At 63.9% G+C, this 13438-nt stretch carries 14 protein-coding genes and 4 pseudogenes; 5 read left to right on the top strand and 13 right to left on the bottom strand.

Annotation, left to right across the window (positions count from 1 at the left end; genetic code table 11):
* Positions 1–272: 272 nt before the first annotated feature.
* The 4 genes and pseudogenes from WS69_RS02015 to WS69_RS02000 form a co-directional block, all read right to left on the bottom strand.
* Positions 273–443: pseudogene (locus tag WS69_RS02015) on the bottom strand (IS110 family transposase); the annotation flags it as partial.
* A 532-nt stretch (positions 444–975) separates the two neighbouring features.
* Positions 976–2349 carry an MFS transporter gene (locus WS69_RS02010; protein WP_059469157.1) on the bottom strand — a complete coding sequence of 458 codons (1374 nt, stop codon included), beginning with the start codon at positions 2347–2349 and terminating at the stop codon, positions 976–978.
* A 120-nt stretch (positions 2350–2469) separates the two neighbouring features.
* Positions 2470–2973: a YbhB/YbcL family Raf kinase inhibitor-like protein gene (locus WS69_RS02005; protein ID WP_059469156.1), complete on the bottom strand. Its 504-nt coding sequence runs from the start codon at positions 2971–2973 to the stop codon at positions 2470–2472.
* 417 nt (positions 2974–3390) lie between these two features.
* On the bottom strand, positions 3391–3771 hold the full coding sequence (locus WS69_RS02000; protein WP_059469289.1) for a DUF5594 family protein: 381 nt from the start codon (positions 3769–3771) through the stop codon (positions 3391–3393).
* A gap of 162 nt (positions 3772–3933) precedes the next feature.
* Between WS69_RS02000 and WS69_RS33960 the strand changes: the two genes are divergently transcribed.
* The gene (locus WS69_RS33960; protein WP_059469155.1) at positions 3934–4302 is read left to right on the top strand and encodes a hypothetical protein; all 369 of its coding nucleotides are present in this window, start codon (positions 3934–3936) and stop codon (positions 4300–4302) included.
* A gap of 408 nt (positions 4303–4710) precedes the next feature.
* On the opposite strand, the gene WS69_RS01990 is transcribed toward WS69_RS33960, so the two are convergent.
* Positions 4711–5076 (bottom strand): hypothetical protein, encoded by a 366-nt coding sequence (locus tag WS69_RS01990; protein ID WP_059469154.1) that lies wholly within the window; start codon positions 5074–5076, stop codon positions 4711–4713.
* Between the two features lie 172 nt (positions 5077–5248).
* Here WS69_RS01990 and eco point away from each other — a divergent pair, with 172 nt between their 5' ends.
* Complete coding sequence (gene eco, locus WS69_RS01985; RefSeq protein WP_059469153.1) at positions 5249–5788, top strand: serine protease inhibitor ecotin; 540 nt, start codon at positions 5249–5251, stop codon at positions 5786–5788.
* A 95-nt stretch (positions 5789–5883) separates the two neighbouring features.
* Here the strand turns inward: eco and WS69_RS01980 are convergent, their stop codons facing one another.
* From WS69_RS01980 to WS69_RS32845, 3 genes are all read right to left on the bottom strand, one after another.
* The gene (locus WS69_RS01980; protein ID WP_059469152.1) at positions 5884–7032 is read right to left on the bottom strand and encodes a serine hydrolase; all 1149 of its coding nucleotides are present in this window, start codon (positions 7030–7032) and stop codon (positions 5884–5886) included.
* Between the two features lie 172 nt (positions 7033–7204).
* Positions 7205–7429 (bottom strand): hypothetical protein, encoded by a 225-nt coding sequence (locus WS69_RS01975; protein ID WP_059469151.1) that lies wholly within the window; start codon positions 7427–7429, stop codon positions 7205–7207.
* Positions 7430–7582: 153 nt separating this feature from the next.
* Positions 7583–7903 carry a hypothetical protein gene (locus tag WS69_RS32845; protein WP_156437902.1) on the bottom strand — a complete coding sequence of 107 codons (321 nt, stop codon included), beginning with the start codon at positions 7901–7903 and terminating at the stop codon, positions 7583–7585.
* A gap of 304 nt (positions 7904–8207) precedes the next feature.
* Here WS69_RS32845 and WS69_RS01965 point away from each other — a divergent pair, with 304 nt between their 5' ends.
* A complete protein-coding gene (locus WS69_RS01965; RefSeq protein ID WP_059469149.1) occupies positions 8208–8684 on the top strand; it encodes an inhibitor of vertebrate lysozyme family protein in 477 nt (158 codons plus the stop codon).
* Between the two features lie 420 nt (positions 8685–9104).
* On the opposite strand, the gene rpsU is transcribed toward WS69_RS01965, so the two are convergent.
* The 4 genes and pseudogenes from rpsU to WS69_RS01940 form a co-directional block, all read right to left on the bottom strand.
* A complete protein-coding gene (gene rpsU / locus WS69_RS01955) occupies positions 9105–9317 on the bottom strand; it encodes a 30S ribosomal protein S21 (RefSeq protein ID WP_059469148.1) in 213 nt (70 codons plus the stop codon).
* 267 nt (positions 9318–9584) lie between these two features.
* Positions 9585–9869, bottom strand: coding sequence for a hypothetical protein (locus WS69_RS01950; RefSeq protein WP_059469147.1), 285 nt, complete (start codon positions 9867–9869; stop codon positions 9585–9587).
* A gap of 338 nt (positions 9870–10207) precedes the next feature.
* A pseudogene (locus tag WS69_RS01945) lies at positions 10208–10378 on the bottom strand (IS110 family transposase); the annotation flags it as partial.
* A 725-nt stretch (positions 10379–11103) separates the two neighbouring features.
* Positions 11104–12271 (bottom strand): annotated as a pseudogene (locus WS69_RS01940) (IS3 family transposase).
* A gap of 162 nt (positions 12272–12433) precedes the next feature.
* Here WS69_RS01940 and WS69_RS01930 point away from each other — a divergent pair.
* Together WS69_RS01930 and WS69_RS01925 are read left to right on the top strand one after the other, a co-directional pair.
* Positions 12434–12709, top strand: a complete 276-nt coding sequence (locus WS69_RS01930; RefSeq protein ID WP_059469288.1) for a BrnT family toxin — start codon at positions 12434–12436, stop codon at positions 12707–12709.
* Positions 12687–12977: a BrnA antitoxin family protein gene (locus tag WS69_RS01925; RefSeq protein WP_059469145.1), complete on the top strand. Its 291-nt coding sequence runs from the start codon at positions 12687–12689 to the stop codon at positions 12975–12977. Before WS69_RS01930 ends, WS69_RS01925 begins: the two co-directional genes overlap by 23 nt.
* A 104-nt stretch (positions 12978–13081) precedes the next feature.
* On the opposite strand, the pseudogene WS69_RS01920 reads toward WS69_RS01925, so the two are convergent.
* Positions 13082–13276, bottom strand: a pseudogene (locus WS69_RS01920) (tyrosine-type recombinase/integrase); the annotation flags it as partial.
* Between the last annotated feature and the right edge of the window lie 162 nt (positions 13277–13438).

Raw genomic sequence — 13438 nt, 5'->3', positions numbered from 1 at the left:
CGGCTCTATATCCGGCCTTGTTGCAGCCGGTTCTGCCGCTGCGGGCCCCGATGAAATATGCTGACTCGCACCTCATTCTGCTGGCGAGCTGGAAGCTCTAGGCGCCATACAGGTTTAGCGAGTCCCGGTCCTACCTGGCTTGTCATCACACTCGATTGCTGCGCAACCTTTCGACGTTCACCCTGTGTTAAAGATTGACCTTCTACTTCGTGTGAGCCGGTCAAATCGGCTTCACGCTCACGTAGGCTTTGCAGTACGGCCGGTCATGAGCGAGCACCGCCGCACGCTTCCATCCCGATCAGACATGGCGCTCTGTTCGCAAAATGCTCCAGAAACTTCGCCCGCTTGATCGGCTTGTTCACGATCTTTCCGCTTGTCTGATCGACGTAATGCACCCGGAAAACCTGCTTGGCGATATCTATGCCCACGGCCATACTGTTCATCGTGGATCCTCCGGTTGCCGGGAAATGCGTGCATTTTCCACCTGGGCACTTCGATGCCTTTGGCCCGTGAGGATCCTCCTTCTCCCTTCGCTCACTCGGTCACGGGGTGGGACGCGGTCATTTCATTCTCCTGACGATGGCGTAAAGGCCATCCGAAGCCCGTCACCCGAACGGCGGATGCGCTCGACTTGCGGCGCGGGCATGTGTTGGACAGACGAAGCGGGAAGGAGTGCTGGCGCGGATGGGGCGGGTGTGCGGATTTGGGGGAGGTTTGTCGCGGTGACCGGCGGGGAATAACGGGGCGGAAATGGGGTGTCGGTGGCCGGCGAGGGGCGGCTGGATCGTCGATGCGTTCGATCGGCTGGATTGTCCGAATGGCCGAATCGACGGAACTGCGGCGTGCTGCGAAAGTGACGGGGTGCTGCGGCGGGATGCGTACGGTGGAGGATCGGCGAAATCGACCGGCCGGCGAAGCGATGCGCCACCGATCGCTCGCCAACCCGCGCGCGCTACTTCGGCGAGCGGCTTCGCGTCACCCCGCAGCGGCGGCTGTGTCGCGCTGCGCCTTGATTCGCATCAGGCTGACGGCCGCCGCGACGGCGGCGAACGCGGTTGCGGCATAGAGTGCGATCGTCGGTCCATGTTGTGGCGCGACGCCGAAGATCAATGCGACGAGCGCGGCGCCGAGCGTCTGTCCGGTGAGCCGCGCGGTGCCGAGCATCCCGCTCGCGCCGCCCGTGCGCTCGCGCGGCGCGGACGACAGGATCGCGCGATTGTTCGGCGACTGGAAGAGTCCGAAGCCTGCGCCGCAGAGCGCCATCCGCCAGACGATGTCGACGGGCGTCGGATGTGCGCCGATCGTCGCAAGCGCGAGCAGGCCCGATGCGAAGAGCGCGAGGCCGATGCCGCCCAGCGCGCCCGCCGAATAGCGGTCCGATAGCACGCCCGCGAGCGGCGCGGCGATCACGATGACGAGCGGCCATGGCGTCATGTAGAGCCCGGTCTGCACCTGCGAGAAGTCGAGCGTGTTCTGCAGCCAGAATGGCAGCGCGACGAACGCGAGCATCTGCGACGTGAACGACGCGACCGATGTGCCGATCGACAGCGCGAAGATCGGGATGCGCAGCAGATCGACGGGCAGGAGCGGCGCAGGCTGCGTCAGTTGACGTTTGACGAAAAAGTAGCCGATGACGATGGCTGTGAGCGCGGTGGCCGCGGCGCTCGCGTGGTTTTCGCCATGCCCGAGTTCGTCGACGGAGACGATCAGCAGCCCGAACACGCATGCGTTCATCACGGCGCCGATGAAGTCGTACGGCGCGTTGCGGCCCGGATTCACGGGCAGTGCGCGCAGGCCGCCGTACACGGCGGCGACGCCGATCGGCACGTTGATCGCGAAAAGCCACGGCCACGGCGCGACGGCGAGCACGGCGGACGCGACGGTCGGTCCGATTGCCGACGAAAGCGCGACGACCATCGCGTTGATCGCGACGCCGCGCCCGAGTTGCGACGACGGATAGATCATGCGGACGAGCGCGGTGTTGACGCTCATGATGCCGGCGGCGCCGAAGCCCTGAATCACGCGCAGTGTCGCGAGCGTGGGCAACGTGCTCGACAGCGCGCAGCCGAACGACGCCGCTGTGAAGAGCGCGAGCCCCGCGATGTAGACGCGCCGATAGCCGATCCGGTCGCCGAGCGACGCGAGCGGCAGCAGCGAAATCGTGACGGCGAGCTGATACGCGTTGACGATCCAGATCGACGCGGCGTCGGATGCGCGCAGATCGCGGGCGATCGTGGGCAGCGCGACGTTCGCGATCGCGCCGTCGAGCACGGCGAGCGTGATGCCTAGCGCGACGCAGACGATCGCCCAGTAGCGTTGCGGGAGCGGCAGTCCGGAGTCGGCGTTCATGGCGGAAGCGATGGCGAGGCGGCGAGGGTGCGGCGATTCGTTGCGAATGCAACCGCCGGCTTGCGCGCTGACGCGCCCGGCCGGCGGCGAAGGACCGGGCGGGCGCCCGGCCCGGACGGCTTACTTCAGTTCGTAGAGGCCGGTGTATGTCGTCGAATCGAGTTCGTTCAGATGGATCATGAAGCGGGCGACAGCATTGGTTGTGTCCTTCGTGACGGGCACGGCGTCGACCTTCAGCGCGTGCAGGCGAAAGATGTAGCGGTGCGGCTTGTCGCCGCGCGGCGGCGCGGCGCCGCCGAAGCCTTCGTCGCCGTAGTCGTTGCGCACCTGCACGGCGCCCGCGGGCAGCGCGGCGCTGCCTGCTGCGCCCGCGTCTTGAGGCAGGGCCGCCGCGTCGACCGGGATGTTGACGACGGTCCAGTGCCAGAAGCCGCTGCCCGTCGGCGCGTCGGGATCGTAGACCGTCAGCGCGAGGCTCTTCGCATCGGCGGGCACGCCTTCCCAGTGGAGCGCGGGCGACCGGTTGCCGCCGTCGACGCCGAAGCCTTCGTGTTTGTATTCCTGCGCCTTCGGCATGAAGCCGTTGGCCGGAAACTCGTCAGTCCAAAGCCGGAAATCAGCCACGGGGGCCTCCTCGTGAAGTTCGACAGAAAGACGCCTGCGTCGCGGCGACGAATGCTCGCGAGCATCGGCGTGAGCCGGTCGAGTGTATCACCGGCGCTTGAATCATGAAGTCGGGCGGAACGAGGGGATAACGGCGCATTGCGGGCAGCGCCGTGCGTTGTGCAGGGGGGCGGCGAAGCGGTGCGGAATCGGCGAAGGCGTGGCCTCTCGAACTCGTGCGGGGGGCGTGCGTGCGCTTGGGATCAGACAATCAGGTGATCGGGACTCGGGAGACCATCGGTGAGGTGATCAAGCGTGATGTGATGTCGATCGGCCGCGACGGCCACTCGACAGGCCGATCGACAGGCCAGTCGACGCTTCGAGACGCGGCGAATCCGTTCGCCAATCGAGCGGAGGCGACACGCTCCGCCGTCGCCGTCATACCTCGAAATCGAGCCCGCCGATCAGCACGAGCGCATCGGCTTGCGTGCGCGAGCCGAAGTCGATGCCGCGCGCGTTTTCCCAGGCCGGCAGCTTGCGCCCCAACGCCGCGAGATAGCGCTCGAAGCGCGCGGGCCCGTCCGCCGCCATCAGATGCTCGATCTCGTCGGTGTCCCACGTGAGCGCGATGTCGAGCGGATGCGCGTAGCCGCGCGCGTGCTCGGCGGGCGGCGCGACGATCCGCACTTGTGTCGGATGTCCGTGCCCGCCGTAGCCGATGACCTCGGCGCTCGCCCTGTGACCCAGCAAGTCGGCGATTGCGCGCGCGATGCGCGGCGCGAACTCGGTATCGAATCGGCGGGCGGTGTCTGGGCTCATCGAGGGCGTCTCCTTGGTGGTGCCGAAAATCGTAGCACGGCCCATGCGGCGCGCGAGCACGGATGTGACACGCGTAATTGCGCGTTACCGCTTGCTGCATCTATTACGGTCGACGGCGCCCACAATGGATTTCGTCATGCACCACGTTTGGCGGAGTCCAACATGAAGAAGATCGCGGCAGTTCTGGTGACGGCGGGCAGCCTCGCGCTTGCCGGCCCGGCCAGCGCACACGATCGCGGCGGCGATATCGTCGGCGCGCTGATCGGCGGTGCGGTGCTGGGCGCGATCGTCACGTCCGCGCTGAACCCCGCGCCGGCCGTTGCGTATTCGGCGCCCGCATATCGGGCTCCCGCGTATCAGGTGCCTGCCTATCAGCCGGCGCAGTACCAACCCGCGCCTGCGTACGGCGGTCCGCCCGCGGGCTATTGCTACGACCAGTATCGACGCGCATACGTCGGTTGCGGCGCGCAAGCGTACGACGACGGCTACGGCGCGTACGGCTACGCGCAGCCGCAGCCTGCCGGGTGGTAACGGGAACGACGTGCTGGGAGTGGGCGCGATGTGCGGCCCGGCGCGCGCGATCCGGCGGCCGCATCCATGCGGTGTGGGTCGGATCGCACTGGTTCGATCGAGCAGATTTTGCGGCTGTCGGGACGCCTTGAATGCCGATGCCGATGCCGATGCCGATGCCGATCGAGCAGCGACGCGCTATCGAAGCGCGTGAAGTGCGTGAAGCGTTCCGCCTGAACGTTCTTCGAGAGGAGCGAGCAGGGCGGATGCCGCGATCGGCGGCGTCGGACGACGATGTCGCCGACGCACCGAGCCCTCTTCTTCAGGCAGGTCGATCGTCAGCGCGTCCGCTGCGATCGTCGCGGCGGTCCGCGACCGTAACCGCCGTGCGTTTCTTCGATACAACTCGTTGCAAATCGACGGCGAACCTCAGTGCCGTCCGCCGTGGCCGCCGCCATTGCCGCCTCCGCCCGGCCAATCGTTGCCGCCGCGGTCGTTGCGGCCGCCTTGCCAGCCGTGGCCGCGCTCGCCACGCGATTGATCGCCGTGCCAATTGCCGCCGCCGCGCCCGCTGCCTCGCCAGCGGTCGCCGCCGCCCCGCCAATGGTCGCGGTCCCGCCATCCGCCGCCGCCCCAGATGTTCACCGTCCCGTACACGGGCGAATAACCCGGTCCGTACACATAACCGCCCGGATAGTACGGCTGCGCGTAGCCATAGCCGTAACCGTCGTCCGGCACGGCGACGCAGCCGGCAAGGAGCGCCGCGGCTCCGAGCGAAGCGACAAGTTTCAGCATGGCATGCTCCCTTCTCCCTGTTTTCACTGCCGTTTCCATTGTGAAGCGCACAGACCCGCTTAGTTCGAAGCGAATTGTGTCTGCACATTACAATCACGAAAGCAGTCGAAATGCGGAAGTTGGCTGTGCGTGGCGCTTCCGTCCATATTCAATCACTCTTCAGGAGCACCGTATGAAATCAGCCTCTCGCTTGGCCGCCTGGGCGGCATGCGCCGCATTCGTCGGCTTCTCCGGCGTCGCGGCGGCGGCGAGCGTGTCGACGCCCGCCGCGGGCGTCGACGCCGCGTCCGCGCCCAAGCCGTCAGCGGAAGACATCAAGATGTTCCCAGCCGCGCAGGCGGGGCAGAAGCGCACGGTGATCGTGCTGCCCACCGAAAAGCTGGAGGACGACATTCGCGTCGAGCTGATCGTCGGCAAGACGATCAAGGTCGACTGCAACCAGCACTGGTTCGGCGGTGATCTCAAGCATGAGACGGTGCAGGGCTGGGGCTATTCGTATTACGTGCTCGCCGATGCGAAGGGGCCGGCCGGCACGCTGATGGCGTGCCCGGGGCAGGGCGCGCAGGAGGCGTTCGTGCCCGTCCGCGGCAGCGGCTATCTGCTGCGCTACAACAGCCGCCTGCCGATCGTCGTGTACGTGCCGAACGGATTCGATGTCCGCTACCGGCTGTGGTACGGGTCGAACGAAGTGGCGCGCGCGGTCGAGAAGTAAGCGGCGCTGCGCCTATCCGAAGCGATCCGGCTTGGCCACGCGGCGCAATGTGCGGGCGGCGTGCGGTGCCCCGGCGGCGGCCGCACGCCGGGGCGTCATGGCATCGAGCACGTGAGCCAGCGACGGATCTTCATCGCATCGGCGATATGGTCGCGCGGCCCCGGTGCGCCGAGCAGCACGATGTCGACGGGGCGCCCGCGCACCGCGTAGCGGAGCACCACGCAATGGCCGGCTTCGTTGATGAAGCCGGTCTTCTGCAACATGATGCTCGAGTCGCCCGCGCGCACGAGCGCGTCCGAATTCACATACTGGAGCTGGCCGCGGCCGGGGAAGACGGTTTTCGACGTATCGGTCGAGAACGTCTTGATGCGCGGATAGCGGCTCGCCGCGGCGACGAGCCGCGACAGATCGTGCGCCGTCGACACGTTGCGAGGCGACAACCCGGTCGCGTTGACGAAATGCGTGTGCTTCATCCCGAGCGTGCGCGCCTTGCGGTTCATCGCGGCGACGAATGCCGGGCGGCCGCCCGCATAGTCGCGCGACAGCGCCGCCGCCGCCCGGTTTTCCGACGACATCAGCGCGATGTGCAGCATGTCGCGGCGCGACAGCACCGAGCCGACCTTCAGGCGCGATCCCGTGAATTTCTCGTAGTCGCGGTCCTGTGCGCTTACGCGCAGCTGCCGCGACAGCGGTGCGCGCGTGTCGAGCGCGACCATCGACGTCATCAGTTTCGTGACCGACGCGATCGGCACGACGCGATTCGCATTTTTCTCGATCAATACCGTGCCCGTTCTTTCGTCGACGACGTAGATCGCGCGTGAGCGCAGCAGGCTGCGCGACGCGCCGGTGTAGCCGCAGCTTGCGAGCAGTTGCGGCTTCGCGGCCGCAGTCGCGGCGACGACGTTGCGCGACGCGCGGTGGCGCTTGCGCGTCGGTTGATGCGGACGCGCGATCGAGCGCGTGCGATGTCTGATTTTTTTGTGGATCGCCGGGGACTTTTTCTTCACGTGCGGCCGATGATGTCGCACGCGCGCTGTGCGCTTGACGTGCTTCGCATGAACGCTGCGCGCGACGCGGCAGGCGTTGCCGTGCGCAGCCGACGTGCGTGCGCAGGTCTTTCCCGCCGCGTGCGCGGGTGGCGCGAACGCGACGCACAGAATGGACGCGATCCAGACGAGGCAAACGGCGGACAGCAGACGGACGACAAAGCGGCGGGAGCGTGGACGATGCGGCGTGGATGACATGGCGATCGAGCAAGGAACGGAATTCGGGCGAACGTATCGCGCGGTAGGACAGCGGACCGGCCGGGAAATTCGCGGCGGCGGCGATTTCGGTTGCTTCGGCGAGGGGCGTCGTGCGAGCGGGCGTCAAGGACGGCGAGTGCGCGGCGACGCCGTCGCGAGCGAAGCCGCGGCGTCACTCCCAGATGCTGCGCACGGCGACCGCGACGATCACCGGCACCGAAAAGACGAGCGGGATCGCGAAGTACGGCGCTTCGCGATCGACGAGCCACGAGTAGATCACCCACGCTGCGCCGAGGCCGAACGTCACGAGGCCGACCAGCACGGCGAATAGGTTGAGCGCGAGGATCGACGGGCGGCTGCGTTTCTTGGCGGCGGGATCGGGAGGGCTGTCTTTCATCGCGATTCGGAAGGCTTCGTGGCTAGCCGCGCGCAGGCTGCTGGCGGCGGTCGGGCGGCGGACCGGCGGCAAACGCGGCGCGGGTCGCAGCAGACGGCGGCGTGCGGTTGTGCTCGTCGCCTCGCCGACGGTGTCCGGAACGGTGGATCGACATCAATCATCGCAGTAAAGCTTGCGGCCTTGCAAGGCATGCATCGCGCGTGCCAGGCGAAAGGAGATGTCCATGGCGATTCGGGCGATGTGCGATGCGGGCTCGCTCGCGGCATCGTCCGAAGGCCGCATTGCCGATGCAGTCTCGTCGGCTGCAATCGACGGCGCGGCATGACGCGCGTTCGACGTGCGCTCGTCATGCCGCCACGCGAATCGAACGCGCATCGCGCGCGTTCGGTCGCGAGTATGGCGATCGGCGCCGTGGTTTCCGTCAACTGTTCCACTTGGATTCGAGCTTCTGGACGCGTTCATATAGAGCGGCATGGCTTTCCGTTTGGCTCACGACTTTGTCGTTCACTTGATGTCGTCCTGGTAATGGCTTTAATTGTGCGACTGCCGGGTAATGTCGATTGGAGCAGCGATGGTCATGGCGCAAAAATATACGAATACCGGGCTTTCTGCGGGAGTCGAAGGGGGCGTGGAAACGGGCGTCGGCGGCGATACGGTGCGGGTGCTTGTTGCGCGTTTTCGCATCGGAAGCGAATGGCCGGCCGCATCCGGGCAACGCGATCGGAACTTGCCGACGGGGCTTACGTCTCATTCGGAACGAATAGTTCCGGGGGAATTCATGATCTTTCATCTCTTTCGTTCGTTCGCATGGGCCACAGCGATGGCCGTATTGATCGCCGGCGTGGCGGGGCCGGCGGTCGCCGCCGACGAGCCCGCGCCGACTTTCTTCGAGGCCATTGCGCAAAGCGCGAACCGCATCGCTTGGAAGCGGATGCTCGCGAAGGAAACGCGCGTGCCGGGATGGCTCGCGAGCGAGAACCGGGTCAGTTCGCCGTACAAGCGCGAGCGGATCGACGGCGCGTCGTATCTGGTGGGGTGGATGTGCAAGCCGCACGATTGCGCGGCCAACCAGTTCTACGGCGTGATCGACGAAGACGCACACCGGATGTGGGGGATGCTCGTGACGCTGCCCGAGATGCCGGGCGCCTACGACGCGCCGAGCAAGTATGCGAGTTTCCGCTGGTTCGGCAAGCCGGACGGACGGATGAAGGCGTATCTGCAGGAGCAGTTGAAGCAGGATCCGAACTGGAAGTGACGTGCGCAATGCGGTTCAGACGTGCGTTCGCAGGTACTGCACACATTTCGCGCGGAGCATCGGCGCTTCGATCGTCGTATTGTCGATGTCATGGCAGCAACGCTGAAATAGCGGAGAGGCCGAAAGGAGCACTCGTTCGTCGACGGCGTACATCGAGTGTGCAATTTCGCCGGACGCGCGTGCGAGTCAAATCCGGTCGCGCCAGTCGCATTGGGTCTGCAGCGACGACAGCCACGCGCCGGCCACGCACGCATCGATTCGACCGGATAATCGGGGCGCAACCACCCGCGGGTCAGCGTCCGGGTGACAAGCTGGTTGATCACGAGAAAGCACAGTAAGTCGACGTATCGGGTATGAATTGACGGGTGCGCGTCGTGTCCGGGTTACGCATCCGGCGCCCGGCCGGACGCCGCGGCGTCGCTAGTACGGCTTCTTGGGCGGCATCGACCGCTTGAGACGTGCTCGCTGGCGCGCGACCGCGCTGGCCTTCTTGCGTTTTCGCAGCGCAGTCGGTTTTTCATAGCTGCGGCGGTCGCGCAATTCGCGAATCAGGCCAATGCGTTCGATTTCTCTTCGAAAGCGCCTGAGCGTGATGTCGATGGGTTCGTTGAGCCTGGGCGTGATGGTCGTCACAAGTTTCCTTGGCGTAAGTAGGAAGACGGGGCGAAGTGCGTTCATCGGGGGCGGCACATGATCTTGCCGGCCATGCCTCCGATTCGAGCTCCGAATGTCCGACGCCTAGCGACAGCACCCGGACGGTGGCTTGCGATCGACCTGCGCGATTTCATTCCGCGGCACGAGACACGGAACTTTGTCGACGACCATTTCACCGGACGGGAATCGTCTAAGGTGCTCTCGTCGAATCGAGGTTTTCTGCGGAATGCGAAGAAGCGACGCCGGTCAGCCGGCTTCGGAAAACACCCAGTGCTCGCCTTCGTTCCGGTCGATGATCTCCTCCGCGTACAGCAGCGATGCCCGTCGCGCGTCGCCGGCGTTGGAGAACGGCGAGCGGTCGGCGAGCTTGAAGATGCGGCCTTGGGAGGCGGCCGTTTGCTGCGAGCGCGGGCAGATTCGCACGGCGGCGTCGAAGCCCGCTTCGTAGTTGTGGCCGCGACCCTCTCCAGCGGGCACATGGGGATAGATGAGCGGATGAATTTCGAATCCGCGATACACATGCATGCTCATGACGCCTATATGAACGCGTCCCGTTTGCCACAGTTTTCGTGTGTTTCTGACTGACAGGATGGGCAGCGGCTCTATATCCGGCCTTGTTGCAGCCGGTTCTGCCGCTGCGGGCCCCGATGAAATATGCTGACTCGCACCTCATTCTGCTGGCGAGCTGGAAGCTCTAGGCGCCATACAGGTTTAGCGAGTCCCGGTCCTACCTGGCTTGTCATCACACTCGATTGCTGCGCAACCTTTCGACGTTCACCCTGTGTTAAAGATTGACCTTCTACTTCGTGTGAGCCGGTCAAATCGGCTTCACGCTCACGTAGGCTTTGCAGTACGGCCGGTCATGAGCGAGCACCGCCGCACGCTTCCATCCCGATCAGACATGGCGCTCTGTTCGCAAAATGCTCCAGAAACTTCGCCCGCTTGATCGGCTTGTTCACGATCTTTCCGCTTGTCTGATCGACGTAATGCACCCGGAAAACCTGCTTGGCGATATCTATGCCCACGGCCATACTGTTCATCGTGGATCCTCCGGTTGCCGGGAAATGCGTGCATTTTCCACCTGGGCACTTCGATGCCTTTGGCCCGTGAGGATCCTCCTTCTTCCTTCGCTCACTCGGTCACGGGGTGGGACGCGGTCATTTCAATTCTCCTTGCGATCGTGAGCAGCGGATCGCGATGATGGGATGGCTTCGGCTTCGGCTTCGGCTTCGCGCGCGTGCGAAGCATCGAGCGTCCAGTGCAGCGCCGCTGAGGGCGTCGAATGCGTGAAGAGGCAGCGACGCACGAGGGGAAGGGTGCGATGGACAATCTGAGCGTTTGTGCAAGGAACGCAAGCAGATTGATTCATCATACGCGCGCTGGGTGAGTTGTCCAGAAAAAACGAGCGGCGGCGGGCGTGTCGTCGGCTCGCAGCGTTTTGTTCCGGCTGTCTCTTTTCGAAAACGAATTGGATCGAAGGCACACTGTCTCGTTACGCCTCTCGCTATGACGATCACGGACGACGTTCGGTCGTCGGCCTTCGTGTTTCATGAGCAGACACGTCGATATGACGTGATCGCCATCGTCCGCAACCGATCGGATATCTTAGCTTTCCCGACAGAATTCACGAATCAAGGTGGGGGGGTGATTTCGGTTTGGCTCTCGAGTATTGTGCCGCCAACAATGCCCTCATAGATGGGGGGCTTGAATGCTGTCGGTGCCATTCTGAGGTTCACTCGTTTTTTCGCCTTCCAACGGTCCCGAGTTATGCAGCGGCGTCCTTGGTCTGCTGAGCTTTGATCCAGTCTCGAAGGAACTGCTCCGGAGAAACAAAGCCGAGCGACGAATGACGACGACTGCGGTTGTAAAACACTTCGATGTATTCGAACAGATCGGCCTTCGCGTCCTGATGCGCGTGGCGTGAACCCGTTCGTTCTTCAGGCTGTTGAAGAAGCTTTCCGTCGGCGCGTTGTCCCAACAATTTCCCTTGCGGCTCGTCGAGCAACGCATGCCGTAGGCGGCCAGTTTGCGCTGGAACTCGTGACTCGCATACTGGTTGCCGCGGTCGGAGTGGCACAGTGCGCCCGGCGCGGGTCGGCGGCGAAACCAAGCCATCGTCAGCGCGTCCGTCACGAGATCCGCCGTCATGCGCGGCTTGATCGACCAGCCCACCACCTCCCGGTTGAACAGATCGAGCACCGCGGCCACGTACAGCCAGCCCTCGTCGGTCCAGATGTACGTGATGTCCGAACTGAACACCTGATTCGGCTCGGCGGACATGAACTCGCGATTCAACAGATTCGGCGCTACCGGCAGTTTGTGCTTCGAATCGGTCGTCATCCGTTAGCGGCGTTTGTGTCGGGCTCGGATACCGTTCTCACGCATCAGCCGTTCCACACGCTCCTTGCTGGCCGGAAAGCCGCGCTCGCGGATTTCCTCGGTCATGCGCGGCGAACCGTATGCACCCTTGAACTCGGCGTGCACCGTCCGGATCATCGTCAGCAGTTGCGTGTCCGTCAGTCGCGTTCGTCCCGGCGTACCGCCGCGTTTCCACGCGCGATAGCTGCTCACGCTGACCGATAGCACGCAGCACAGCGACCGCAGCGGATATTGCCCGACCTGCCGGTCGACCCAGGCATACCTCACAGCAGGTCCTTCGCGAAGGATGCTGCTTTTTTTGTGATCTCAAGCTCCATCTGCAGGCGCTTGTTCTCCGCTCGCAGTCAAGACAGTTCCATCTGCTCCGGCGTGACCGGCTTCGCTCCGGCACCGCTGAGCTTGCCCGACGCCTCAGCCTTCACCCAGTTGCGAAGCGTCTGTTCAGAAATGCCCAGCTCGCGGGCCACCACGGTCACTCCTTGGCCATCCTTGCCCCGCTGTACGGCGGCCAGCTTGAACTCCGCCGTGTACACCTGTTTCGGTACCTTGAACATGCCTGATTTCCTTCCTTTCCGTCGAGTTTATACACGACCTCTTGGAAGGCGAAATTTCAGGGGAAGCTCACCGGCCCCGATCCTGCGATTGAGCACGCCATCAATTTCATGGGGGTACAAATATTCCTTGTGTTTCCAATTTTTTGGGGGACATTTATTGTCATGGACATTACCTACGACCCAAATAAGAGCGAAAGGAACATTGTCGAGCGTGGACTTTCGTTTGAGCTGGCGCGTGAATTTGAGATGGCGGGCGCGCTGATCGTGGAAGATGTTCGGATGATGTACCCGGAACGCCGCTTTCAGGCGCTCGTCCACATCGGCGATCGCCTTCGTATGTTGGTGTTCACGCCGCGCGACGGCATGGTTCACGTTATCAGCCTGCGCAAGGCTAACTCCCGCGAGGTGAAAGGATATGAGCAAGCGAAAAGTACGTAATCCAGTTGACGAGAATCCGGAATGGACCGACGCCGACTTCGTGCGTGCGCGTCCGGCCGAGGAGGTGTTGACTGAACTGCTCGGCAAGGATGTTGCAGCCAAACTGACGAAACCGTGTGGTCGGCCGAAGTCGGCCAATCCCAAGACCCCGCTTAAGCTGCGGATCGATCCTGACATTGTGAGCGCCTACAAAGCGCAGGGCGAAGGATGGCAAACGCGCATGAACGATGCGCTACGGGACTACGCGAAGTCACACAGCATGATGTGATTGGGCGGCGGTTGCCCATGCATCCGCACGCTTGGACGATTCGGGCTCGCAGCGCGTCCCTATGAGCCGACAGACGGGACGCGCCCACACTTCGTCGGTAGGTGCACGCTGTAAAACACAAAGCGATGGTGGCCGTTGATCGCGCGTAGCTCGGCGAGCACGTCGAGCGCCTGACGTGATAGAGGCACGATATGCGGGTCACGCATCTTCATGCGTTCCGCCGGTACGCGCCATTCGGCGGCGTCTTCGTTAAACTCCTGCCATTCCGCACGAATCATTTCTGCCGTGCGTACGAAGGTCCGACAGAATTCACATTTCGCCGTGAGAGGCTTGTGTATAAGTGGTCAGGGGTTGTGCGCTTGTTGAATATACCCCCAAAAATACGGTTCATCGCAGTAAACCGTGGAGGGTTTGATGGAGATTGCGTAACCTGACGCCTGATTCTATAGAGGTCAGGAGGA

This window comes from Burkholderia sp. BDU5 (genome assembly GCF_001522845.1).
Lineage (GTDB): Bacteria > Pseudomonadota > Gammaproteobacteria > Burkholderiales > Burkholderiaceae > Burkholderia > Burkholderia mayonis.
The sequence above is the reverse complement of the archived record's forward strand: the minus strand, read 5'-3'. Positions and strand labels throughout refer to the sequence as shown.

What these genes read in the sequence shown, in the direction of transcription:
- WS69_RS02010 (WP_059469157.1), bottom strand. Translation starts at nt 2,349, where the DNA reads ATGAACGCCGACTCCGGACTGCCGCTCCCGCAACGCTACTGGGCGATC.
- WS69_RS02000 (WP_059469289.1), bottom strand. Translation starts at nt 3,771, where the DNA reads ATGAGCCCAGACACCGCCCGCCGATTCGATACCGAGTTCGCGCCGCGC.
- WS69_RS33960 (WP_059469155.1), top strand. Translation starts at nt 3,934, where the DNA reads ATGAAGAAGATCGCGGCAGTTCTGGTGACGGCGGGCAGCCTCGCGCTT.
- WS69_RS01990 (WP_059469154.1), bottom strand. Translation starts at nt 5,076, where the DNA reads ATGCTGAAACTTGTCGCTTCGCTCGGAGCCGCGGCGCTCCTTGCCGGC.
- eco (WP_059469153.1), top strand. Translation starts at nt 5,249, where the DNA reads ATGAAATCAGCCTCTCGCTTGGCCGCCTGGGCGGCATGCGCCGCATTC.
- WS69_RS01980 (WP_059469152.1), bottom strand. Translation starts at nt 7,032, where the DNA reads ATGTCATCCACGCCGCATCGTCCACGCTCCCGCCGCTTTGTCGTCCGT.
- WS69_RS01975 (WP_059469151.1), bottom strand. Translation starts at nt 7,429, where the DNA reads ATGAAAGACAGCCCTCCCGATCCCGCCGCCAAGAAACGCAGCCGCCCG.
- WS69_RS32845 (WP_156437902.1), bottom strand. Translation starts at nt 7,903, where the DNA reads ATGCCGCTCTATATGAACGCGTCCAGAAGCTCGAATCCAAGTGGAACA.
- WS69_RS01965 (WP_059469149.1), top strand. Translation starts at nt 8,208, where the DNA reads ATGATCTTTCATCTCTTTCGTTCGTTCGCATGGGCCACAGCGATGGCC.
- WS69_RS01950 (WP_059469147.1), bottom strand. Translation starts at nt 9,869, where the DNA reads ATGAGCATGCATGTGTATCGCGGATTCGAAATTCATCCGCTCATCTAT.
- WS69_RS01930 (WP_059469288.1), top strand. Translation starts at nt 12,434, where the DNA reads ATGGACATTACCTACGACCCAAATAAGAGCGAAAGGAACATTGTCGAG.
- WS69_RS01925 (WP_059469145.1), top strand. Translation starts at nt 12,687, where the DNA reads ATGAGCAAGCGAAAAGTACGTAATCCAGTTGACGAGAATCCGGAATGG.